Here is a 23978-nt window from a genome sequence, read left to right as displayed (position 1 = left end):
TATGATCCTTGAGTTATATATAAATAATTTTGCATTAGTAGAAGAGGTAAGATTGAACTTTGAAAATGGGCTAAATATATTAACTGGAGAAACAGGATCAGGAAAATCTATAATAATAGATGCACTTAATCTATGCTTAGGTGGAAGGTTTGACAAATCTTTTGTGAGAAAAGGAACTAATAAAGGTTTAATAGAAGCTACATTTAATGTTTCAAATGAAAAGTTAGAAAATGAACTTTTAGAATATGGAATAGATACATCTTTAGATAAAAATATAATAATATCAAGAGAAATTTATGCAGATGGAAAAAATATAAGTAGAATTAATGGAAGAAATGTAAGGCTTTCTTTTTTGAAAAATATAAGCTCTTTTTTAATTGATGTTCACTCTCAGCATGAAAATCAAGTATTGTTTAATAAAGAAAAGCATATAGAATTTTTAGATTTATATGGAGAAGAAAAATTAAAAATTTTAAAAGATGAATATTTAATTGGATATAAAAAATACACAGAAATAAAGAATAAGTTAAATTCACTTACAGAAAATAAAGATGATATACAAATTGCAAGAGAAATAGATCTTTTAAAATTTCAAATAGATGAAATAGAGGATGCTAATTTAAGTGCAGAAGAATATGAAGAGCTTTTAAAACAAAGAGAAGTGCATAGAAATAGTGAAAAGATATATACTAATTTAAATAAGGCGTATTTAAACTTATATGAATCTAATATAAATGCTTTTGACTTAATTTCAAAAGCATTAAAGGATTTAGGTGATTTATCAAATTTTGATAAGAAACTAGAAGATTATTATTCAAATTTAGAAGATATAATGTACAGACTTCAAGATTTATCAAAAGATGTAAGGGATTATAAAGATAATATTGATTTTGATATAAAAAATTTAGATGATGTTGAAATTAGAATTGATACAATAAATAATCTTAGAAGAAAATATGGAAATACTATAGAGGAAATTTTAGAATATAAGAAAAAAATAACTTTAAGATTGGATGAAATATTAAGTAGAGATGAAAAAATAATTCAGTTAAAAGAAAGTTTAGAAAAAATAAAAGAAGATTTAAATAAAAAAAGTAAAAAAATAACTTTAAGAAGAAAAGAAATTGCCAAAGAGCTTGAAAATAAAATTTGTAATGAGCTAAATTCTTTAAATATGAAAAATGTAAGTTTTAAAGTTAATTTTGAAGAAAGAGAAGATTTTACTCATAATGGAAAAGATATTATAGAATTTATGATTTCATTTAATCTAGGAGAAGATTTAAAGCCTATTTACAAAATAGCATCTGGTGGAGAAATGTCCAGATTTATGTTAGCATTTAAAACTATTTTATCAGATATAGATAAAGTAGAAACATTAGTTTTTGATGAAATAGATACAGGAATAAGTGGAATAGCAGCACAAATTGTGGGTGATAAATTAAAAATTATATCAAATAAAAAGCAAATTATATGTATAACTCATTTGCCTCAAATTGCTGTTAATTCTGATGTTCATTTTAATATAGAAAAAATTACTCAAGAAGATAGAACTTATACAAGAATAGAAAAATTAACCGAAGAAGATAAAGTACAAGAAATTGCTAGATTAATAGGAGGACTTAATATAACACAAAAAACTATAGAACATGCAAAAGAACTACTTCAAATTGCAAAAAATAAAGACATTTAAATGTCTTTATTTTTTGTTTTTTTTTACAGTATTATAATTATTTGTTCCGGATATAAATTTGAGTTTCAAGGAAAATTAATATTAAAAGAACTCAAGGATGTGATAATAGTGACAAAATTTTCTAAAAAGAAAATGTTGTTTTTTACTATAATTTTATCTATTATTCTAACAAGTTTTGTATCATTCAATTTATTTATTCAAGCTTCTGACAAAGATAAACTATATTTAGTTCCTCTTGGTAATGTGACAGGGATAAAATTAGATACAAAAGGAGTATTAGTAATAGGAATTGATGAAAATTATTTAAAACAAAAAAGCAGAGGAATAAAAATAGGAGATATAATTGTAAAAGTAGAAAATAAAGAGGTGAACAAAGCTAAAGATATAGAAAATATATTAAATGATATATCTAAAAATACTGTTAATATAACATTAAAGAGAGATGGCTCATATCTAAATAAAAATATAAAATTATATAAAGATGATAAAAGTAATAAATATAAAATAGGAGTATGGGTAAGAGATAAAGTAGCAGGAATTGGAACTCTTACTTATTATAATCCCGACACTAAAGAATTTTCTGCTTTAGGTCATGGAATTACAGATATAGATACAGGAAAATTAATTGAAGTAAGGAATGGAAGTCTATATAAACCTAAAAAAATAGGAATTAAAAAAGGAATATCAGGAGTACCTGGTGAAATAATGGGTGAATTTGGAGAAGATGATATAATAGGAATATTTAATAAAAATACTTCTTTTGGAATAAAAGGAAAAATTAATAATATTTCTGATTTAAATGTAATAAAACCTATAGAAGTAGGTAATTATTATGAAATAAAAAAAGGAAATGCATATTTATTGTTTCCCGATAAAAATAATAATATAAAAAAATATAAAATAAAAATTAGAAAAATATTTAATCAAAACACACCTAAATCAAAAAGTATGATAGTAGAAATAGTAGATAAAGAATTATTGGAATATACAGGAGGTATAGTACAAGGAATGAGTGGAGCTCCTATAATACAAAATGGAAAATTAATTGGAGCTATAACACATGTATTTGTAAATGATCCTAAAAAAGGATATGCAATATTTATTGATTGGATGTTAAAATAAATTTATTTTAACAAAGTCTACTTTCATTACATTAAAAAACAAAGACTTTGTTATATTTTTTTTAAAATACAAAAATAATTAAGAAGGAAATATAATAGAAATGTCGAATTAGTTATTTATGTAAATATATAAATATTTTTATTGGGGGGTAATTTTGTGAAACAGAAAATAAATATAGTAATAGCGGATGATAACAAAGATTTTTGCCAAATTTTAAAAGAATATTTACAAAATGAAAATGATGTAGAAATACTAGGTATAGCAAAAGATGGAGTTGAAGCATTAGATTTGGTTTCAGAAAAAGAGCCAGATTTATTAATACTAGATATAATAATGCCTCATCTTGATGGTTTGGGTGTAATAGAAAAATTAAACTCTATGAATATTAAGAAAATGCCTAAAATTATAATATTATCAGCTGTAGGACAAGATAAAATTACACAAAGAGCTATAAATTTAGGAGCTGATTATTATATAGTAAAGCCATTTGATTTTAGTGTATTTATAAGTAGAATAAGAGAGCTTGTAGGACATAAAGATGTGTCTGTAATTGAAAAAAATAAACCTTTAATAGAATTTAAAACTGTTAAAAATGACTTTGTTAGAAATAATGGAAATATAGAAGCTGAAATAACTAATATAATTCATGAAATAGGAGTTCCAGCTCATATTAAAGGATATTTATATTTAAGAGAAGCTATAAAAATGGTAATAGACAATGTTGAACTATTAAGTGCTGTAACTAAAGAATTATATCCAAATATAGCAAAGCAATTTAATACTACTCCATCAAGAGTAGAAAGAGCAATTAGACATGCAATTGAAGTAGCATGGAGTAGAGGAAAAGTAGATACTATAAATCAATTATTTGGATATACAGTTCATAATACAAAAGGAAAGCCAACAAACTCAGAATTTATCGCTATGGTTGCTGATAAATTAAGGCTTGAACATAAAGTAGCAAGATAAATATAAAAAATACCTCTTATTTGTTGATTTAAAACCAACAAATAAGAGGTATTTTTTTTATGAAACAATCACAAAATAAAAAAGAGGTGATATTATGTCTAAACAAGCTATAAATCCTAATGCTGTAAAAGCATTAAATCAAATGAAATATGAAATAGCAAATGAGCTGGGAATAGGAAATAATATTACAAATGATAAAAGTGATTTATCCTCCGGAAAAAATGTATTTTATGGAGGTTATGTTGGAGGAGCTATGACAAAAAAATTAGTTGAAATGGGAGAGCAAATGTTAATAGATAAAAATAAAAAAGATTAATATAAGAGCCATGGCTTAAGTTAATATACTTGCCATGGCTTTATTTATTATTTAAATTATTCTTAGTTATATGATATAATTAGATTTGTTTAAAATAAAATTATACAAAAAAATATCTTATTCTACATTTTTATATAATAGAAAATTTTTAAAAGCTAATTTTCAATTTTTTACTCTATAGAAAAGTATAAATTTTTTAAACTGTAACTTTGGTAACTGAATAAAAATATCAACTATTTTGAGCAACAAAGTCCTTAGGACTCGTTGGCGACATGAGCCATGCGATAGCATGAAGCGAATTTTTTTATGATAGGGAGGAAAATTATGAGAATAAAAGCTCCAATAAAAATAGATAGAAAAACTAAGAATTTAGCTAAAAGATTGAATGGTGGAGAAATTGCTATAATAAATCATAAAGATATAGATGAAGTAGCAGCAAATTCATTAGTAGAAGGAAAAATAAGAGCTGTAATAAATGTAGATATGTCTATAAGTGGGAGGTATCCTAATAAAGGACCAATGATATTATCTAAAAAAAATATACCTATAATAGATAATGTAGGAAAAGAAGTATTTGAAAGGTTAGAAGAGGGAGATATTGTAGAAATAGTAGATAATAAAGTATACTATCAAGATGAATTAATAGGAGAAGGAGAATTTTTAGATCAAGTTAAAATTAAAGAAAAATTAAAAGCTTGTTACGAGAATTTATCTCATGAGCTTGATAATTTTATAGAAAATACTATTGAATATGCTAAAAAGGAAAAAGGATTTATATTAGGAGAATTAGAGATACCTAAAATAAAAACACACTTTAAAAATAAGCATGCATTAGTTGTAGTTAGGGGTCAGGATTATAAAAAAGACTTAAGCACTATAATTTCATATATAGAAGAGGTAAAGCCAGTATTAATAGGAGTAGATGGTGGAGGAGATGCATTGCTTGAATTTGGATACACTCCCGATATGATAGTAGGAGATATGGATAGTATAAGTGATGAATGTTTAAAAAAATGTAAAGAAATAGTAGTACATGCCTATCCTGATGGAAGAGCTCCAGGCCTTAAAAGAGTAGAAGAGTTAGGACTTGAAGCTGTAGTATTTCCAGCACCAGGAACTAGTGAAGATATAGCAATGCTTACTGCTTATGAATATGGGGCAAAGCTTATAGTTGCACTTGGAACTCATTCTAATATGATAGATTTTTTAGAAAAAGGAAGAAAGGGTATGGCAAGTACTTTTTTAGTAAGACTTAAAATAGGATCAAAACTGATAGATGCAAAAGGAGTAAATCTTCTTTATAGAAGTAAGCTTAAAATAAAATATATATGGGGACTAATACTTGCAGCACTTTTTCCAGTATGTATAGTGGCTTATTTGTCACCACCTATTCAACAGTTAATAAAGCTTATGCAGTTAAAATTAAGAGTATTATTAGAATTTTAAGGAGGGTTTTTTGTGAATGTAAATATGAAATACTATATAACCACTTTAGGGGCTATTTTTATAACTTTGGGAATTGGGATATTAATAGGATTTAATCTAAATAGTAATGGTGCCTTTACTGAGCAGCAAACTCAAATAATACAAGATTTAGAAAATAGATTTGAAAATATTAAAACTGAAAATCAAGAATTAGAAAGTAATATACTAAATCTTACCAAGAAAAATGAAAATCTTAATAAATATATAGAAAATACTTTTGATTATATTATAGATGCAAGACTTGAAGGAAAAAACATAGGTATATTAAAAACTACCGAAGATTATTTTTATCCTAATGTAAAAGAGTTTATAAATAAAGCAAAAGGAAATGTTGTATTTGATATAACAATAAAAGATAAAATAGTAGAAGATATAGATTTCAATGTTTTAAATCAAGAATTTAATACAGCTTTAAATAATAAAGAAGAATTAATTAATTATATATGCAAAGTTATATATGAAGATAAAAATATAGAATTATTAAATAAATTCAATGAAAAAGGAATAATAGAGATACAAACTTTAAATTTAGATTACGAGAACTTAGATACTGTTATTTTAGAAGGTGGAAGTATACAAAAAAATGAAAGTAAACTAGAGATTATCGATAATGGTATAATACAATATTTCAAGAATAACAACTTAAAATTACTTGGAACTGAAAGAAGTGATGTAGAAAACTCATATATTCCTTTTTATAAACAATCTAAAATATCTACTATAGATAATTTAGATGAGGTTATGGGCAAAATATCATTAATTATGGTTTTAGAAGGTAAAACAGGACATTTTGGAATTAAAGATACAGCAGATGAATTTACCCCTCTTGAAATAAAATAACAAGGAGTGTATTTATGGAAAATAAACACATAAGCATAATAATTCCAGCGTATAATGAAAAAGATAAAATAAAAGATACAATAGAAGGAATTAAAGATTTAAATTGTATAGATGAAATAATAATAATTGATGATGGGTCAAGTGATAATACATTTAAAATAGCATCTTCTTATGAATGTGTAAAAGCATACAGACTTGATAAAAATATGGGAAAGGGATATGCTCTTAATTATGGACTTAAAATAGCAATGAAAAATTCAGATATAATTGGATTTTTAGATGGAGATTTAGGAAGAACTTCAAGTGAAGTAGAAAAATTAATATATCCAATATTAAATAATGAATGTGATGTAACTATTGCAAAGTTTCCTCCTGCAAAGAAAAAAGGAGGATTTGGATTTGTAAAGAAACTTGCTAAAAATGGAGTTAAATTTTTAACAGGAGAAGAATTGGATAGTACTCTATCCGGACAAAGGATATTTAAAAAAGAAGTTTTAAAAGAGTTTAAAGAAATACCTTTTGGTTATGGTGTTGAGGTTGGTATGACTATTGATATTCTAAAAAAAGGATATAAAGTAAAGGAAGTTTTAGTTAATATGACCCATAATGAAACAGGAAGAGATTTAAAAGGGTTTATTCATAGAGGAAAGCAGTTTTATCATATAAACATTATTTTACTTAAAAAGATGTTAGGGAGGTAGTACCTTGATATATATATTATTTTTGATTGGCTTTTTAGGAACATTACTAATAATACCATATTTTAAATCTCTTTTAGTAGAAAGTAACATTGTAAGAAAAAATTATAAAGGGGACTTAATACCTGTATCTATTGGAATAGTGTTTTTGCCAATGCTTATTGTAAACTCTTCTATTGTAAGATATTTTTATAAAGATAATCAAATATATATTTTTTTATTCGGAATAATAGCCATGGCATTTATAGGAATTATAGATGACCTTATTGGAAATAGAGATGTATCAGGACTTAAAGGTCATTTTAAAAGTTTATTTAAAGGAAGACTTACAACAGGTGGATTTAAAGCTTTGTTTGGAGGGTTTGTAGCACTATTTGTATCAATGAGTATATCTAACAATATAATAGATATAATAATAAATACTTTATTAATATCATTATTTACAAATCTAATAAACTTATTAGATTTAAGACCAGGTAGAGCTATAAAAGGATATGTATTAATTTCTTTAATACTTTTATTTACTGTATCCTTATATTATCAAAAGATACTGATAATACTACTTCTTTCAAATGTTTTAGCTTATTTTAAAGATGACTTAAAGGCAAAAGCTATGATGGGAGATGTAGGTTCTAATGTACTTGGAATTTCCATTGGAATAATTGTTGCTAGCAATTTTTCTTTTATTGCAAGAAGTATAACTTTAATTTTATTAATACTTATTCATATAATTACTGAAAAGTATTCTCTAACTAAAATAATTGAAAAAAACAAAATATTAAACTATATAGATATGATAGGAAGATAAAGAGGGATAAATATGATAAGCAAAAAAGTAGGAATAGTAGATTCTATAATAAGCAAAACTGAAGAAATGGAAGAGTTAAAAGTTAAAATAGGAGATAAAATAGAAAAAGCAATAAATTATCCAAAAATAAATTCAGATGTAAATGTAGGAGATGAAGTACTTCTTAATACAAGTGCAGTGGAGTTAAGCCTTGGAACAGGAGGATTTCATTTTGTAATTGCTAATTTAAATAATTTGGAAAGTAAAATGAGTGAAGGGGGACATATAATGAAATTAAGATATACCCCTCTTCAAGTTAAAATATTTGCAGCAGAAGAACAAGAAAGCATGCATCATGAAAAAATTAAAAATTTTAAATCGCTAGATAATCTTCCTGTAGTTGTAGGAACACTACATAGCATGTTAGTTCCATTTATAGCTTCTTATAAAAGAGGAAATAAGGATAAAAAAATAGCTTACATAATGACTGATGGTGCAGCTCTTCCAATTTATTTAAGTAAAAATGTAAAGAATTTAAAAGATAAAGGTATTTTAGATGCAACTATAACTATGGGAAATGCTTTTGGAGGAGATTATGAGTGTATAAATATATACACAGCGTTAATAACAGCAAAAGAAGTTGTAGGTGCTGATGTAGTATTTGTATGTATGGGACCTGGAATTGTAGGTAGTGGAACTAAATATGGATTTACTGGTATAGAACAAGGAAATATATTAGATGCAGTTTCAAAGCTTAAAGGAAAAGCCATAGCTGTGCCTAGAATAAGCTTTGCCGACAAAAGAGATAGACATTTAGGTCTTAGTCATCACTCTATAACTATTTTAAAGGAAATAGTTAACAGTAAAGTTGTAGTTCCTATTAATATACAAGATGCTGATAAAAGAAATTATGTACTATCTCAAATAAAAGAGCATAATATAGATAAATTACATGATATAGTCTTTATAGAAAAAGATAGAACGAAGGAAGATTTAAGTTATTTTAATCTAAAAGTAAAAAGCATGGGAAGAAGTTATGAAGAAGATGAGGAGTTTTTTAAATCTTGTAGTGGAGCTGCTTATTATATATTGGAGGGATCAAAATGATTCTTGAAGAAAAAACTATGAGTTCAGAAAAAATATATAATGGTAAAGTTATAAATCTAAGAGTAGATACCGTAGAACTTCCCCAGCATAAATATCAAAAAAGAGAAATCGTTGAGCATCCTGGAGCCGTTGCTATTTTAGCATTAACAGAAAAAAAAGAAGTAATACTTGTAAAGCAATTTAGAAAACCTGTTGAAGAAACTCTACTTGAGCTTCCAGCTGGTAAATTAGAACTTGGAGAAGATCCAAAAGAATGCGCCATTAGAGAATTAAAAGAAGAAACTGGATATGAAGCTGAAAAAATAAAATTTTCAAATTTATTTTATACATCTGCTGGATTTTCAAATGAGAAAATGTATTTATATTTAGCTACGGGATTAAAAGAAGGACAGAGCTGTCCTGATGAAGATGAATATATTGAGGTTTTTAAGGTGAAAATAAGTGAAGCTTTGGATATGATAAAAAAAGGCGAAATAAAAGATGCTAAAACTATAATTGGAATTTTATTATCAAAAGATTTAATATAATTTTTGTAATACACCCCTTATTTTTAACATAGAATTATGTAAAGTTAAAAAGAAGGGGGTTTTACTTTGAAGAAGATTTTTAATTTTTCTAAATCTAATTATAAAATAATTTTAATATTTTTCATTTTTTTATTTAGTTTAGGAATAACTAGTGGGGTCTATTTAAACAAGGTATATCCTATTTCAAATAGCTCTATTGTAGATTATATATCTAGGACAACTAGTTACTATGAAGGCAGTTTTGATGTGTTAAAACTTACTTTTTTGAACTTTAAAAATGATATTATTTATTTACTTTCTATGTATTTATGTTCACTTATGGTATTTACCTGTCCTTTAGTTTTAGTTATAGTATTTTTAAAAGGGTTATCTATAGGTTATACTATAAATACAGTGATATTAATTTTAAAGATGAGTTCTTTTAAAATTGTACTTTTAACACTCATAAAAAATATTTTAATTGTGCCATTTTCATTTTTTGTAATTATACTATCGTTTAATTATTTTTTAGAGGCTGTTTCTGCAATTAAAATTTGTAATAGATTTAAAAGCTTAAATCATATGAAGAAGTTAATAACAAAGTATAGTATAAATGTATTGACTTTGTTTTTAGTTGTATCAATTTTGCAAAGTTTGGTTAATGTAGCATCTATATTCATAATACAAAGAATATTTTAATTAGGGGAGTTTAGAATGAATAATGTCATAAATAAGTATTTAGAATATATAAGATTAGATAAAAATCTTTCACAAAATACTATAGAGTCGTATAAGCTAGATTTAAAAAAATATATACACTACTTAAATGAAAACGATATAGATTTTTTACAGGTAACTGAAAATGATATATTTACTTTTTTAATTCATCTAGAAAAGAACAATGCATCAGTATCTAGTATTTCAAGAAAGATATCTTCTATAAAATCTTTCCATGAGTTTTTATTTTTGAATAAATTATCTGATAATAACCCAGCAAAAAAATTAAAAAAACCTAGAATTGAAAGAGCTAAAATGGATATATTAACAGAAGAGGAAGTAGATTTATTTTTAAATTCCCCAGACACTAATACTACTAAAGGTATAAGAGATAAGGCAATTCTTGAAATGCTTTATGGAACAGGAATTAAGGTTTCTGAATTAATACAGCTTAATTTAGATGATATAAATTTAGATATGGAATATATAAGCTGTAAAACAAATAAAGGTATTAGAATTATTCCTCTTGGAAGTATTGCAAAACAATACATTGTTAAATATTTAAATGACTCTAGGTCGAAAATAGTTAAGGATGAAAATCAAAAAGCTTTATTTTTAAATTCAAAAGGAGAAAGATTTACAAGACAAGGTCTTTGGAAAATAATAAAAAGATATACTGAAAAGTTAAATCTAAATAAAAATGTTACTCCAACAATGCTTAGACATTCTTTTGCAATTCATTTATTAAATAAAGGAGCAAATATAAGTGTAGTTGGTAAAATATTGGGTAATACTAATTTAAGCAGTCTTCAAGGATATTTAAATCATTTAAATAAAAATATAAGACAAGAATTTAAAGAAAAACATCCAAGAGGATAAAAATTATTATAATATTCATTAAAGTTATAATTGAAATGAAATTAAATCAATGATAAAATTTAATTATGTTTATGAGAAAATGTTAACACAAAATTTTCTCTTTAATAAAGGAGTTGATAAAAATGGATAAAAGGGTAATTTTAATAGTAATGGACAGTGTAGGAATTGGACAGCTTCCTGATTCTGAAAAATTTGGAGATGTAGGAGTAAACACATTAGGTAATATCATTAAAGCTCATAGAAATATAAATATACCTAATTTAACTAAAATGGGTATAGGTAATATAGACGGGTTCAATGAAATTGATCCGATTGAAACTCCTATAGCTTCTTTTGGAAAATGTTCTGAAGTATCTCAAGGAAAGGATACTACAACAGGACACTGGGAAATGGTTGGGCTTAGAGTAGATCAACCTTTTAAAACATTCCCTGATGGATTTACAAAGGAAATAATTGAAGAATTTGAAAATAAAACAGGGAGAAAAGTTATTGGAAATAAACCTGCTTCAGGGACAGCTATACTTGATGAACTTGGAGAAGAGCATATGAAAACTGGAGATGTTATAGTTTATACATCAGCAGATAGTGTTTTTCAAATTGCAGCACATGAAGAAGTAGTTCCTTTAGAAGAATTATATAAAATGTGCAAAATTGCAAGAGAAATAATGATGGGAGATAATGCGGTTGCTAGAATAATTGCAAGACCATTTATAGGAACACCTGGAAACTTTACTAGAACTGCAAATAGAAGAGACTTTTCACTAGATCCTTATGAAGATACTGTACTTGATAATATAAAAAATAAAGGCTTAGATGTAATTGCTGTAGGAAAAATAGAAGATATATTTAATGGAAAAGGTATAACAGAAGCAGTTCATACAAAAAGTAATATGGATGGTGTAGATAAAACAATAGAATATATTAAAAAAGAAAATAAAGGTCTTATATTTACTAATCTAGTAGATTTTGATTCAAAGTTTGGTCATAGAAGAAATGTAGAAGGGTATAAAAATGCTATAGAAGAATTAGATGCTAGAATTCCAGAAATAATTGAAAGTATGAAAGACGAAGATATACTAATATTAACTGCAGACCATGGCAATGATCCAACTTATAAGGGAACCGATCACACAAGAGAATATGTTCCAATCTTAGTATACGGGAAAAATGTAAAAAGTGGAGTGAATTTAGGAATAAGAAAAACATTTTCTGATATTGGAGCAACTGTTGCAGATATATTAGAAGCTGATTTTCCTAAAAATGGAGAAAGTTTTAAAGACTTAATATTAAAATAATTAAATTTTTAATAGTTTTAAGGTTAAATTAATAATTAAAGTAATAGTATTGTTTAAACAATATTATTACTTTATTAAATAGACAATTATAAACTAATAATTACATAGGAGGAACGAAAATGAAAGATTTAAGAGTAAAAATAAATGAAAGTGCAGAATTTATAAAATCAAAAATAGGTGTTGAGCCTAAAATAGGGTTAATATTAGGATCAGGACTAGGAGTATTAGCAGATGAAATAGAAGATGCTGTAGCAATAAAATATGAAGAAATACCGAACTTCCCAGTTTCAACAGTAGAAGGACATGCAGGACAGCTTGTAATAGGAAAACTTGAAGGGAAAAATGTAGTAGCAATGCAAGGAAGATTCCATTTTTATGAAGGATATACTATGCAGGAAGCAACATTCCCTGTAAGAGTAATGAAAGCTTTAGGCGTTGAAACTATAGTAGTAACTAATGCTGCTGGTGGAGCAAACAAAAGCTATGTTCCTGGAGATTTAATGATAATAAATGATCATATAAATCTTGGAGGAAATAATCCACTTATTGGACCAAATGATAAAGAATTAGGAGTAAGATTTCCAGATATGTCAACAGCTTATACTCCAGAATATATAAAGCTTGCTAAAGAAGCAGCTAATGAATTAGGAATAGATGTAAAAGAAGGAGTTTATACATACTTTACAGGACCAACTTATGAAACTCCAGCAGAAATAAGAATGGTTCAAACAATAGGAGGAGATGCTGTTGGAATGTCAACAGTTCCAGAAGTAATAGTAGCAAGACATTCAAGTTTAAAAGTACTTGGAATATCTTGTATAACTAACATGGCAGCTGGAATATTAGATCAACCACTAGATCATGAAGAAGTTATAGAAACTACTCAAAGAGTTAAAAAACAATTCATATCTTTAGTTAAAACTATATTAAAGAAAATGTAATTAAAATATTTTTATTTTGCATATATAATATATTTACTTGGGTCAAACTGTTATTTAGGTGACCCAAGATTTTTAAATTTCTAGAAAAGGTTTACAAAGTTATTTATTTAAAATTAAGAAAAATAGTAAAAGGAGTGTAATATTATTATGAGAATGTATGATATTATAAAGAAAAAAAGAGATGGACAGGAATTAACTAAAGAGGAAATAAACTTTTTTGTAGAAGGATACTCCAAAGGTGAAATTCCAGATTATCAAGCTTCAGCACTTGTTATGGCCATATTCTTACAAAAAATGACTAAAGAAGAGACTGTATATTTAACAGAAGCTATGATGAATTCAGGAGATGTTATAGATTTATCTAAAATAGAAGGAATAAAAGTTGATAAACATAGTACTGGTGGTGTAGGAGATAAAACTACAATTACTTTAGCTCCACTTGTAGCATCATGCGGTGCCCCTGTTGCAAAAATGTCAGGAAGAGGACTTGGTCATACAGGAGGAACGCTTGATAAGCTTGAAGCTATACCAGGTTTATCTATAGAAATGGACCAAGATAAATTTACAGATAATGTAAATACTCACAAAATAGCTGTTTGTGGGCAAACTGCTTCTATTGTTCCAGCTGATAAAAAATTATATGCTCTAAGAGATGTTACTGCAACAGTTGATAATATATCATTAATTGCAAGTAGTATAATGAGTAAAAAATTAGCTTCTGGAGCAGATGCAATAGTTCTAGATGTTAAAACTGGAAGTGGAGCATTTATGAAAGAGTTAGATGACTCATTTGCTTTAGCTAAGGAAATGGTTGATATAGGTAATGGAATGGATAGAGAAACAATAGGTGTAATTACAGATATGGATCAGCCATTAGGTTATGCTGTAGGTAACGCATTAGAGGTAATAGAAGCAATAGAAACTTTAAAAGGAAATGGACCAAAAGATTTTACTGAGCTTTGCTTAAATTTAGGATCTTATATGCTAATGCTTGCTAAAGTTGCAAGTAACTATGAAGAAGGAAGAAAAATGCTTGAAGAAGCTATATCTTCAGGAAAAGCTTTGGATAAGCTAAGAGAATTTATAGAGATTCAAGGTGGAAATAAAGAAATAGTTGATAATTATGATTTATTACCAAGTGCATCCAATGTAATAGAAGTAAAAGCTCCTAAAAAAGGATATGTAAGCAAAATTGAAGCAGAAACTGTTGGACTAAGTGCAATGATCTTAGGAGCAGGAAGAGAAACTAAAGAAGATGAGTTAGATTTAGGCGCAGGTATAGTACTTGATAAAAAAGTAGGAGACCATGTTGAAGAAGGAGAAACTTTAGCATGTATGTATGTAAATAAAATGGAAAAGCTTGAAAGTGCTAAAGAAAGACTTTTATCAGCATATACTATATCTGATGAAAAACCAAAGGAAAGAAAATTAATATATGGAGTAGTTACAAAAGAAGGAATAGAAAGATTTTAATTAATTTGTTAAAATTTACAATATAATATTGAATTTAGAATTACTATGTGATAAAATTATGGTAAATGAAGGAAAAGGTCATGAAGGCTGAAATAACCTTTGAATGGGGTTTATAGCTTTTATGACTTTTTTTATTTAAAAATATAATATGATTAAAGGGGGATATAACTATGCATATGGCAGATGCTTTGATTTCGCCTGCTGTAGGTACAACTATGTGGGCAGCAACAGCAGGAACTGCTGCTTATTCAATTAAAAAAATTCAAAATGATATTGATGAGAAAAAGATACCTTTGATGGGAGTAATGGGTGCATTTGTATTTGCAGCTCAAATGATAAACTTCACAATTCCTGCAACTGGCTCTAGTGGACATTTAGGAGGAGGGTTACTTCTTGCTATTTTACTTGGACCTTATGCTGGTTTTTTGACCATGGCTTCTATACTGATAATACAGGCACTGTTTTTTGCAGATGGTGGATTATTAGCTTTAGGCTGTAATATTTTTAATATGGGATTTTATACATGCTTTATTGGTTATCCTTTAATATATAAACGTATTATGAGTAAAGGTTACTCATCTACTCGTATATTTATAGGAGCAATGCTATCTGCTATTATAGGGCTTCAACTTGGTGCATTTAGTGTTGTTATAGAAACTTTGCTATCAGGTAAGACTGAGTTACCTTTTGGTACATTTGTTTTATTAATGCAGCCTATTCATTTAGCTATTGGAGTAGTAGAAGGGCTTGTAACGGCTACTGTAGTAAAATTTGTTTATAATACCCGTCCTGAAGTTATAGAAAAGGCATCTTTAGGTCATGCTTTAGGTGATATTTCTATTAAAAAGGTACTTTCTACACTTGCTATTTTTGCAGTTTTAACTGGAGGTATTTTATCTTGGTTTGCTTCTGCATATCCAGATGGACTTGAATGGTCTATGTTAAAAACTTCAGGGAAAGAAGAGTTAGATGCTCCAAATGGAATTCATCAAACACTTGAGAAAATTCAAGAAAAAACTGCATTCTTGCCTGATTATACTTTTAAAGCAAATGAAGAGGAATCATTAGAAGATGAGAGTCAAGAAGCATGGCCTGCTGTTAGTAGTGGAACTACTGTTTCTGGGGTAGTTGGGGGTTCGATGACTTTAGTATTAGCTTGTATAATAGGAATTATTACAAATATTATCAAAAAAAATAAAAAGAAGGAAAAAACTAAGGCTGTATAGAAAATAAGTAGGAGGATTATAATCCTTCTACTTATTGCTCTTAATAGGAAAGGTTGGTTCAAGTTATGACAAATATGATAAAGTCATTGTACAATATTAGACTACTAGATGAAATTGCAGATAAAAATACAATGATACATAACATACATCCAGTTGCAAAGCTACTTACAACAATTGTATTTTTGATAGTTACTGTATCCTTTGGTAAATATGAGATAAGTAGATTGCTACCTCTTGTTCTTTATCCTATTATTGTTATGATTATAGCAGAGATTCCTATAGTTCCTATAATGAAAAGATTACTTATTGCTGCACCGTTTGTTATTGGATTAGGAATATTTAATCCTTTATTTGATGTTAAGCCCATGATAGTACTACCTTGGATTCAAATTTCAGGTGGGTGGATTTCTTTTATTTCAATTATAATTAAATGTGTTTTAACTGTTTTAGCAGTTTTTATTCTTATAGCTACTACAGGGATTAATGGAATTGCATTGGCACTTAGAATGATGAGGATACCTAAGATATTTGTAATGCAGATTATTTTAACATATCGATATATATCATTGCTAATTGAAGAAGTTTCTAGTATAGTTCGAGCGTATTCACTTAGATCTCTTAATGAAAAAGGTATTCGGTTTAGTGTATGGGGTTCACTTACAGGACAGTTACTTATTAGAACAGTAGAAAGAGCACAGCGTATTTACCTAGCTATGTGCTGTCGAGGATTTACGGGAGATTATAATATTGGTAATACAAATAATATAAGGTTTAAAGATATATTTTATTTTGGGGGATGGACAGTATACTTTATATTAGTACGCTGTTTAAGTATTACGACTATAATAGGGTTGTTAATAACAGGAGGAGTAAGATGAGTCATAATATTATTGAAGTAAAAAACTTGAATTATAAATATCCTGATGGAAATAGTGCTTTAAATGGAGTTACTTTTAAAATAAATCATGGAGAGTCTGTAGGGATTATAGGTGCAAATGGTGCTGGAAAATCGACATTATTAATGAATATTATTGGTATTTTATTTCCAAATAAAGGTGAAGTTCGTATAGGAGATATTCTAGTGGAAAAGAAAACATTGTCAGTTATAAGAAAAAAAGTTGGAATTGTTTTTCAAAATTCAGATGATCAGTTGTTTATGACAACTGTTTATGATGATGTTGCTTTTGGACCTCGTAACTATAAATTATCTGAGGAAGAGGTTAAAAATAGGGTTATGACTTCTCTTGAGACTGTTGGTATATCACACCTAAAGGATAGACCTCCATATAAACTTTCAGGTGGTGAAAAACGTGCAGCCGCCATTGCAACAGTTTTGGCAATGAATCCAGACATTTTGGTTATGGATGAACCAACAACTGCGCTTGACCCAAAATCTAGAAGAAGATTAATAAACCTTCTCCGTAGCTTGCCTCATACAAAAATAATTACTACACATGATTTAGACATGGTACTTGAATTGTGTAATAGAGTTATTGTATTAAATGAAGGACAGATTGTTGAAGATAGTTCTACTTTGAGTATTTTTGAAAATGATGAACTTATGAAAAACTGTGGACTTGAAAGACCTTTAAGTATGCAAAATTGCCCTATATGTGGAACGAAAAAACAAATAAAATATAGATATAATATAGGATAGAGTAAGCCATGGCTTACTCTATTTTAAATTATTAAAGTTACATATTGTAAAAAACAGTCTAAAATTATATAATAATATAGATATATGTATAATACTCAATAAAAATAAAAAGAGGTACTATTATGAAAAAATTTTTAAAAATATCTATTTTAATGGTAATTATTATTGCTTGTGGGTTAGTTTACTTTAATATACAAACAGGACCTTATGATGAAAGTAGCAATGAAAAAGTACTTGTTAATATACCTAGTGGATCATCACTTAACAAAATATCAGATATTTTATTTGAAAAAAAACTTATAAAAAACAAATTATTTTTTGTATCAGTGGCTAAAATAAACAATATGGATAAAGATATAAAAGCGGGAATATATAATATTCCCAAATCGTTATCGAATAAAGAAATACTTTTTTTGCTAAATTCAGGTAAAGTTTATAAAGACATAATTAAAGTAACTATTCCAGAAGGGTTTGAAGCTAATCAAATTGCAGACAGACTTTCAACTCTTGGAATTGTTGATAGAGAAAAATTCTTAGAATTAGTAAATAATCCTTCTATATTTAAGGAAAAATATCCTTTTTTAAATAGTGAAAATATAATTTCTTTAGAAGGTTTTTTATTTCCTGATACATACTTTATAGATAAGAATTACTCAGAAAAAGTTATTATAGATATAATGCTAAAAAGATTCAATGAAATATATAATGCTGAGTACAAAAAAAGGCAAAAAGAACTTGGACTTAATTTAAATGAGATTATAACAATAGCTTCTATTATAGAAAGAGAAGCAAAACTTGATAAAGAAAGACCATTGGTTTCAGCTGTTTTTTATAATAGGATAAATATAAATATGCCTCTTCAATCTTGTGCTACAGTACAGTACGTTTTAGGAGAGCGAAAATCAGTTTTATCTTATGATGACATAAAAATAGATTCACCTTATAATACTTATAAAAATAATGGACTTCCACCATCACCTATAGCATCCCCTGGGGAAAAATCTATTAAGGCAGCACTTTATCCAGAAGATGTAGATTATCTTTATTTTGTAGCAAAAAAAGATGGAAGTCATAGTTTTTCAAAAACGTACAATGAACATCTTAAAAGAAAAGCTGAAAATAAATAGGTGGGAATCCACCTATTTATTTGTGTCATAGAAAGGATGATACTTTTGAGTAATATAGTTGATGAATTAGTACAAGATTATATAAGAAGTACTTTAAAAGAGAGTAAAACTTTTTTAAGAGAACTAGAAGAATATGCAGATAAGAATTTAGTTCCAATAGTTCATAAAGAAGTTGCACAGCTTTTAAAGGTACTTTTAAAAATACATAAACCTAAAAAAATTTTAGAAGTTGGATGTGCTATAGGATATTCTTCTATGCTATTTGCTGATACTTTAGATAAAAATTGTGAAATAATAACTGTAGAAAGAAATGAAAAAATGATAGAAAAAGCAAAAGAAAATTTAAAAAAATATGGTTTTGAAGATAACATAAAAATATTAGAAGGTGATGCTGAGGAAAAATTGAAAGAAGTTGAAGGTTCTTTTGATATGATATTTTTAGACGCAGCAAAAGGACAATACAAGCTTTTTTATGATTTAGTCATAGATAAGTTAAAAACAGGAGGATTATTAGTTTCAGATAACATACTTTATAAGGGTATGGTAGCTAGTGATAAATATGTTATAAGAAGAAAAAAAACTATAGTAAAAAGAATGAGAAGTTACTTAGATTATATAAGTAACTGTGACTATTTAGATACTAGCTTAATATCAATTGGTGATGGTGTAGCGCTAAGTTATAAAAAATATTAATTAAGAAAAAATAAAGAGGTGTTTTTTTATGGAAAAAGTAGAATTACTTGCTCCAGCAGGAGATTTAGAAAAATTAAAAATGGCTATTACTTATGGTGCTGATGCGGTATATATAGGAGGAGAATTTTTTGGATTAAGAGCAGGAGCTAAAAACTTTACTAAGGAGCAAATGGAAGAAGGAGTAAAATTTGCTCATGAAAGAGGTAAAAAAGTATATGTAACCGTAAACATAATACCTCATAATGAAGATTTTGAAGGACTTGATGAATATTTAAAAACTTTAGAAGAGATAGGTATAGATGCAGTTATAGTTTCAGATCCAGGAGTTTTATCTATAGTTAAAGAAGTTATACCTAATATGGAAGTTCATCTGAGTACACAGGCAAATAACACAAATTATATGAGCGCTAAATTTTGGTACAAGCAGGGAGTAAATAGGATAGTAACTGCAAGAGAGCTTTCATTCAAAGAGATAAAAGAAATAAGAGAAAATATTCCGCAAGATATGGAAATAGAAGCATTTATCCATGGCGCAATGTGTATATCATACTCAGGAAGATGTCTTATAAGTAATTATATGACAGGAAGAGATGCAAACAGAGGAGCGTGTGCACATCCTTGTAGATGGGAATATTACTTAGTTGAACAAAAAAGACCAGGAGAATATTTCCCTGTATATGAAGATGAAAGAGGTACTTTCTTCTTTAATTCTAAAGATTTATGTATGATAGAGTATATACCTGAAATTATAAACTCAGGAATTAAAAGTTTAAAAATAGAAGGAAGAATGAAAACAGCTTACTATGTTGCAAGTATTGTCAGAGCTTATAGAATGGCCATTGATGAATATTATAAAGATCCTCAAAATTGGAAATTCAATACTATGTGGCTTGATGAAATAAAAAAAGCAAGTCATAGAGATTTTACAACGGGATTTTATTTTGAAAAGCCAGGATCACAGGAACAGCACTATGGGTCTAGTTCATATATAAGAAATTATGATTTTATAGGGCTTGTTAAGGAATATAATGAAAAAGAAGGTCTTGCAGTTGTTGAGCAGAGAAATAGAATGTTTATTGGAGATGAAATAGAAATTATAGGACCTAATATAGAAACTATATATGCTAATATAGAAAAAATGTGGACATTAGAAGGCGAAGAAATAGATGTAGCTCCACATCCAAGACAAATAATAAAAATGAAATTAAATGTTCCTGTAAAGGAAAATTATATATTAAGGAAGGAGATAAAAGATGAAAAATAGACCGTTAATAATAGGAATAACTGGAGGAACAGGCTCAGGAAAAAGTACAGTATGTAAAACTATAATAGAAAGTGTTCCTAAAGAGAATATAGCTATAATAGAGCAAGATGCTTATTATAAGGATCAAAGTCATATTCCTTTTGAAGAAAGATTAAAAACAAATTATGACCATCCACTAGCTTTTGATAATGATTTACTTATAACTCATTTAAATGAGTTAGTAAATGGAAAAAGTATAGAAAAGCCGGTATATGACTTTGAAAAGCATACAAGAAAATTGGGAGAAACTGTAACAATAAATCCAAAAGACATAATAGTTGTTGAAGGGATAATGATTTTAGAAGATAAAAGATTAAGATCGATGCTTGATATAAAAATATTTGTAGATACTGATAATGATATCAGAATACTTAGAAGATTACAAAGAGATATAGAAGAAAGAGGAAGAACAGTAGAATCTGTGATAGACCAATATCTTACAACAGTAAGACCTGCCCATATGCAGTTTATAGAGCCTTACAAAAGATATGCAGATATTATAATCCCTGAAGGTGGATATAATGAAGTGGCTATAGACATAGTCGTAGCTAAACTTATATCTATAATAGAATCAAAAGTAAATAAAGATGTTTAAATAAAGTATTAACCTCCTGATAATTGGAAAAAATAATCCTTATTAGGAGGTGTTTTTTTGAGAAAAAAACATACTGAAAAGAAAATTAAGAGAATTAATATAGTTTTATATTTATATATTTTCATATCTATTATACTTTTAGGAAAACTTTTATATATTCAAGGCTATAAGGGAAAAGAATATTATGATAGAGCAGTAAGACAAAGTGAAATAAAAGTAGATTTAACTAGTAATAGAGGCTCTATATATGATAGAAATAATATTCTTTTGACAGATAAAGAAAAAGAAGATGTTCTTGTTGTATTAAAGAGAAATTTCAAATTAGATAAAAAGAAGATAGAGCTTTTAAAAGATATAACTAATATGTCTGAAAAAAATATATATAAAAAATTTGAAAGTAAAAGTGATTTGATAGAGTTAAAAATAAAACACCTAAATGAAAATCTTAAAAAAGAAATAGAAAGTCAAAGTGGAGTTTTAATAGTAAACAAAACACACAGATATTTAAAAGAAAATTTACTTACTCATGTTATTGGATATATAAATAAATATGAAAATGAGGGTGTAAGCGGGATAGAAAAAGCTAAAGATGATTTATTAAAAAATCAAAAAAAGGAATACGTGGAAGCTTTTCTAGATGCTAGGAAGAATGTAGTTTTGGGGAGTTTTAAAAAATATAGAAATGAAAATCTTAAAGCAAAAAATGTAAAGTTGACCATAGATTATGATATACAAAAGTCAGTTGAAAGAGCTTTAGATAAGGACAAAAAAAAGGGGGCGGTTGTGGTTTCAAATATAAAGACAGGAGAAATTGTAGCCATGGCATCTAGACCTAATTTTAACCCAAATAAGATTGAAGATTATATAAATAGTGAAAATCAAGAGCTTATAAATAAAGCTGTTCAATCTACTTATCCTCCAGGATCTATTTTTAAAATAATTATAGCACTTGCTGCATTTGAAGAAGGAGTAGTAGATGAAGATGAAAAATTCTATGATACAGGTGTAATTGATTTAGAAGGACTTAAAATAAGATGTTGGAAAAGAGAAGGCCATGGAGAGGAAACCTTTGAAGAAGCTTTTTACAATTCATGTAATCCTGTATTTGTTGAAGTAGGAAAAAGAATTGGCAGTAAAAAAATATTAGATATGGCTAAAAGAATGGGATTAAAAAATAAAGTTGATATTGGGCTTAAAGAAGAAAAAGGTGGAAATCTTCCTAAGGGAGATAAAATAAAAGGAAATGCAATAGGAAATATATCTATAGGACAAGGAGATATAGAAGTAACACCACTTCAAGTAAATCAAATGACACAAATATTGGCAAATAATGGAGTTTACAAAAAGTTATATTTATTTGATTCAGTGCTTAATGAAAATATGAAAGAAATAGAAAAATATGAAAATGAAAATGAAAATGAAAAGGTAGTTGTATCTCCCTTCATAATAAATAGAGTTAGAAAACTAATGGAAGGAGTAGTACAAGAAGGAACAGCAAGTAATATTAAGGGACTTAAAGGAGAATGTGCAGGAAAAACAGGTTCAGCAGAAAGTTATGTTGATGGTAAAAAGCTAGTACATGGATGGTTTACAGGATATTATCCTGCAAAAAATCCTAAATATGCTATAACAGTATTCATATATGACGGGAAATCAGGAAGTCGCTCGGCAGCTCCTGTATTTAAAGAGATTGTTAAAAATATAAATAATATTAAATAGGTACAGGCACAATGAAAACTTTATGTTCATATAATATAAAATGACTCAATATATGGGGGTGAATATATTGGCTTGCACAAAATCTTTTCCTAATCCACTAACCCCTAAAGAAGAACTAGAGTATCTAAAGATGTTTAAGGATGGAGACCTTAAAGCAAAATGTATTCTCATTGAGAGAAATTTAAGATTAGTTGCACATATTGTAAAAAAATATACAAATTATCAAGAAGAATTGGAAGACTTAATATCTATAGGAACAATAGGGCTCATAAAAGCAATAGAAACATACAATATAGACAAAGGAACAAGGCTTGCTACTTATGCTGCTAGATGTATAGAAAATGAAATATTAATGAGTATTAGAGCGGGGAAAAAAAATAAAGGAGAAGTTTCACTACAGGATCCAATAGGGGTAGATAAAGAGGGGAATGAAATATCTTGAACACTTTATCTATCATTTTTGCTTTTAAAAATTAGCTTAAATTTATTGGATAAGAAGATTAATTATGCAAATACTAATGATAGACTTATATAAAGGAGGTTTTTTCATGAAAAATGTTGGTGTTGAGAAGGAACTGTCTTCTATGAAAGAGTATTTAAAGAATCAAGGATATGAAATACAACTAATTGATACTAATCAAAAAAATGACCCTAATTATTTAAATACTCTTGATGCATTAGTTATTTCAGGATCATCTTCAAATGTAATGGGAATTGAAGATACATCTACTAAAATACCTATTATTAAAGCTAATGGGATGACTTCAGAAGATGTTAAGAATGCACTTGATAGAGTATTAAAATAAAAAATATTAAAATATAAATTACCTAAA

25 protein-coding genes are annotated in these 23978 nt (G+C 27.3%); all 25 read left to right on the top strand.

Translation table 11 applies throughout. The annotated features are described in order from the left end of the window. The first annotated feature begins 1 nt into the window (after nucleotide 1). The 25 genes from recN to BUA77_RS02440 all read left to right on the top strand — a co-directional run bounded on the left by recN (nucleotide 2) and on the right by BUA77_RS02440 (nucleotide 23951). Nucleotides 2–1690, top strand: a complete 1689-nt coding sequence (gene recN, locus BUA77_RS02560) for a DNA repair protein RecN (protein WP_072887024.1) — start codon at nucleotides 2–4, stop codon at nucleotides 1688–1690. A 108-nt stretch (nucleotides 1691–1798) separates the two neighbouring features. Then, nucleotides 1799–2812 (top strand): SpoIVB peptidase, encoded by a 1014-nt coding sequence (gene spoIVB, locus BUA77_RS02555; protein WP_159428930.1) that lies wholly within the window; start codon nucleotides 1799–1801, stop codon nucleotides 2810–2812. 156 nt (nucleotides 2813–2968) lie between these two features. Beyond that, nucleotides 2969–3781: a sporulation transcription factor Spo0A gene (spo0A, locus tag BUA77_RS02550; RefSeq protein WP_072887022.1), complete on the top strand. Its 813-nt coding sequence runs from the start codon at nucleotides 2969–2971 to the stop codon at nucleotides 3779–3781. 94 nt (nucleotides 3782–3875) lie between these two features. Then, complete coding sequence (locus BUA77_RS02545) at nucleotides 3876–4097, top strand: alpha/beta-type small acid-soluble spore protein (protein ID WP_072887020.1); 222 nt, start codon at nucleotides 3876–3878, stop codon at nucleotides 4095–4097. A 324-nt stretch (nucleotides 4098–4421) separates the two neighbouring features. After that, complete coding sequence (gene steA / locus BUA77_RS02540) at nucleotides 4422–5543, top strand: putative cytokinetic ring protein SteA (protein WP_072887018.1); 1122 nt, start codon at nucleotides 4422–4424, stop codon at nucleotides 5541–5543. Nucleotides 5544–5555: 12 nt separating this feature from the next. Further along, the gene (locus BUA77_RS02535; RefSeq protein WP_072887015.1) at nucleotides 5556–6422 is read left to right on the top strand and encodes a copper transporter; all 867 of its coding nucleotides are present in this window, start codon (nucleotides 5556–5558) and stop codon (nucleotides 6420–6422) included. A 14-nt stretch (nucleotides 6423–6436) separates the two neighbouring features. Next, on the top strand, nucleotides 6437–7123 hold the full coding sequence (locus tag BUA77_RS02530; protein ID WP_072887013.1) for a glycosyltransferase family 2 protein: 687 nt from the start codon (nucleotides 6437–6439) through the stop codon (nucleotides 7121–7123). 4 nt (nucleotides 7124–7127) lie between these two features. Next, nucleotides 7128–7928, top strand: a complete 801-nt coding sequence (locus BUA77_RS02525; protein WP_072887011.1) for a glycosyl transferase — start codon at nucleotides 7128–7130, stop codon at nucleotides 7926–7928. Nucleotides 7929–7940: 12 nt separating this feature from the next. After that, the gene (locus BUA77_RS02520) at nucleotides 7941–9014 is read left to right on the top strand and encodes a DUF3866 family protein (protein WP_072887009.1); all 1074 of its coding nucleotides are present in this window, start codon (nucleotides 7941–7943) and stop codon (nucleotides 9012–9014) included. Continuing rightward, nucleotides 9011–9541 (top strand): NUDIX hydrolase, encoded by a 531-nt coding sequence (locus tag BUA77_RS02515; protein WP_072887007.1) that lies wholly within the window; start codon nucleotides 9011–9013, stop codon nucleotides 9539–9541. The genes BUA77_RS02520 and BUA77_RS02515 overlap by 4 nt, the downstream gene beginning before the upstream one ends. Nucleotides 9542–9607: 66 nt before the next feature. After that, nucleotides 9608–10219: a hypothetical protein gene (locus BUA77_RS02510; protein ID WP_072887005.1), complete on the top strand. Its 612-nt coding sequence runs from the start codon at nucleotides 9608–9610 to the stop codon at nucleotides 10217–10219. Between the two features lie 15 nt (nucleotides 10220–10234). Continuing rightward, on the top strand, nucleotides 10235–11116 hold the full coding sequence (locus BUA77_RS02505) for a tyrosine-type recombinase/integrase (protein ID WP_072887003.1): 882 nt from the start codon (nucleotides 10235–10237) through the stop codon (nucleotides 11114–11116). 122 nt (nucleotides 11117–11238) lie between these two features. Further along, on the top strand, nucleotides 11239–12411 hold the full coding sequence (locus BUA77_RS02500) for a phosphopentomutase (RefSeq protein WP_072887001.1): 1173 nt from the start codon (nucleotides 11239–11241) through the stop codon (nucleotides 12409–12411). A 119-nt stretch (nucleotides 12412–12530) separates the two neighbouring features. Then, nucleotides 12531–13352 (top strand): purine-nucleoside phosphorylase, encoded by an 822-nt coding sequence (locus BUA77_RS02495; protein ID WP_072886999.1) that lies wholly within the window; start codon nucleotides 12531–12533, stop codon nucleotides 13350–13352. Nucleotides 13353–13499: 147 nt separating this feature from the next. Beyond that, on the top strand, nucleotides 13500–14825 hold the full coding sequence (locus tag BUA77_RS02490) for a pyrimidine-nucleoside phosphorylase (RefSeq protein WP_072886997.1): 1326 nt from the start codon (nucleotides 13500–13502) through the stop codon (nucleotides 14823–14825). A 170-nt stretch (nucleotides 14826–14995) separates the two neighbouring features. After that, nucleotides 14996–16051, top strand: coding sequence for an energy-coupling factor ABC transporter permease (locus BUA77_RS02485; RefSeq protein ID WP_072886995.1), 1056 nt, complete (start codon nucleotides 14996–14998; stop codon nucleotides 16049–16051). Between the two features lie 65 nt (nucleotides 16052–16116). Then, nucleotides 16117–16929, top strand: a complete 813-nt coding sequence (cbiQ, locus tag BUA77_RS02480) for a cobalt ECF transporter T component CbiQ (RefSeq protein WP_072886993.1) — start codon at nucleotides 16117–16119, stop codon at nucleotides 16927–16929. Continuing rightward, entirely contained in the window at nucleotides 16926–17708 is a 783-nt protein-coding gene (locus BUA77_RS02475) for an energy-coupling factor ABC transporter ATP-binding protein (RefSeq protein WP_072886991.1), read from the top strand. The genes cbiQ and BUA77_RS02475 overlap by 4 nt, the downstream gene beginning before the upstream one ends. A gap of 122 nt (nucleotides 17709–17830) precedes the next feature. Continuing rightward, complete coding sequence (gene mltG / locus BUA77_RS02470; RefSeq protein ID WP_072886989.1) at nucleotides 17831–18835, top strand: endolytic transglycosylase MltG; 1005 nt, start codon at nucleotides 17831–17833, stop codon at nucleotides 18833–18835. A 45-nt stretch (nucleotides 18836–18880) separates the two neighbouring features. Continuing rightward, nucleotides 18881–19528, top strand: a complete 648-nt coding sequence (locus BUA77_RS02465; RefSeq protein WP_084605423.1) for an O-methyltransferase — start codon at nucleotides 18881–18883, stop codon at nucleotides 19526–19528. 28 nt (nucleotides 19529–19556) lie between these two features. Then, nucleotides 19557–20792: a peptidase U32 family protein gene (locus BUA77_RS02460; RefSeq protein ID WP_072886985.1), complete on the top strand. Its 1236-nt coding sequence runs from the start codon at nucleotides 19557–19559 to the stop codon at nucleotides 20790–20792. Continuing rightward, nucleotides 20782–21426, top strand: a complete 645-nt coding sequence (gene udk / locus BUA77_RS02455) for a uridine kinase (RefSeq protein ID WP_072886983.1) — start codon at nucleotides 20782–20784, stop codon at nucleotides 21424–21426. Before BUA77_RS02460 ends, udk begins: the two co-directional genes overlap by 11 nt. 57 nt (nucleotides 21427–21483) lie before the next feature. Further along, a complete protein-coding gene (locus BUA77_RS02450; protein WP_072886982.1) occupies nucleotides 21484–23145 on the top strand; it encodes a peptidoglycan D,D-transpeptidase FtsI family protein in 1662 nt (553 codons plus the stop codon). Nucleotides 23146–23203: 58 nt separating this feature from the next. Then, a complete protein-coding gene (locus BUA77_RS02445; protein WP_408645626.1) occupies nucleotides 23204–23587 on the top strand; it encodes a sigma-70 family RNA polymerase sigma factor in 384 nt (127 codons plus the stop codon). Between the two features lie 106 nt (nucleotides 23588–23693). Then, a complete protein-coding gene (locus BUA77_RS02440; protein WP_072886978.1) occupies nucleotides 23694–23951 on the top strand; it encodes a YkuS family protein in 258 nt (85 codons plus the stop codon). The last annotated feature ends 27 nt before the right edge of the window (nucleotides 23952–23978 follow it).

Source organism: Tepidibacter formicigenes DSM 15518 (assembly GCF_900142235.1).
Taxonomy (GTDB): Bacteria; Bacillota; Clostridia; order Peptostreptococcales; family Peptostreptococcaceae; genus Tepidibacter; species Tepidibacter formicigenes.
Note: the sequence above shows the minus strand (reverse complement) of the source record. Positions and strands in the feature narration are given on the sequence as shown.

Coding starts and splice junctions, on each gene's coding strand:
- recN (WP_072887024.1), top strand. CDS start 2: ATGATCCTTGAGTTATATATAAATAATTTTGCATTAGTAGAAGAGGTA.
- BUA77_RS02545 (WP_072887020.1), top strand. CDS start 3,876: ATGTCTAAACAAGCTATAAATCCTAATGCTGTAAAAGCATTAAATCAA.
- steA (WP_072887018.1), top strand. CDS start 4,422: ATGAGAATAAAAGCTCCAATAAAAATAGATAGAAAAACTAAGAATTTA.
- BUA77_RS02530 (WP_072887013.1), top strand. CDS start 6,437: ATGGAAAATAAACACATAAGCATAATAATTCCAGCGTATAATGAAAAA.
- BUA77_RS02520 (WP_072887009.1), top strand. CDS start 7,941: ATGATAAGCAAAAAAGTAGGAATAGTAGATTCTATAATAAGCAAAACT.
- BUA77_RS02515 (WP_072887007.1), top strand. CDS start 9,011: ATGATTCTTGAAGAAAAAACTATGAGTTCAGAAAAAATATATAATGGT.
- BUA77_RS02505 (WP_072887003.1), top strand. CDS start 10,235: ATGAATAATGTCATAAATAAGTATTTAGAATATATAAGATTAGATAAA.
- BUA77_RS02500 (WP_072887001.1), top strand. CDS start 11,239: ATGGATAAAAGGGTAATTTTAATAGTAATGGACAGTGTAGGAATTGGA.
- BUA77_RS02495 (WP_072886999.1), top strand. CDS start 12,531: ATGAAAGATTTAAGAGTAAAAATAAATGAAAGTGCAGAATTTATAAAA.
- BUA77_RS02490 (WP_072886997.1), top strand. CDS start 13,500: ATGAGAATGTATGATATTATAAAGAAAAAAAGAGATGGACAGGAATTA.
- BUA77_RS02485 (WP_072886995.1), top strand. CDS start 14,996: ATGCATATGGCAGATGCTTTGATTTCGCCTGCTGTAGGTACAACTATG.
- cbiQ (WP_072886993.1), top strand. CDS start 16,117: ATGACAAATATGATAAAGTCATTGTACAATATTAGACTACTAGATGAA.
- BUA77_RS02475 (WP_072886991.1), top strand. CDS start 16,926: ATGAGTCATAATATTATTGAAGTAAAAAACTTGAATTATAAATATCCT.
- mltG (WP_072886989.1), top strand. CDS start 17,831: ATGAAAAAATTTTTAAAAATATCTATTTTAATGGTAATTATTATTGCT.
- BUA77_RS02460 (WP_072886985.1), top strand. CDS start 19,557: ATGGAAAAAGTAGAATTACTTGCTCCAGCAGGAGATTTAGAAAAATTA.
- udk (WP_072886983.1), top strand. CDS start 20,782: ATGAAAAATAGACCGTTAATAATAGGAATAACTGGAGGAACAGGCTCA.
- BUA77_RS02440 (WP_072886978.1), top strand. CDS start 23,694: ATGAAAAATGTTGGTGTTGAGAAGGAACTGTCTTCTATGAAAGAGTAT.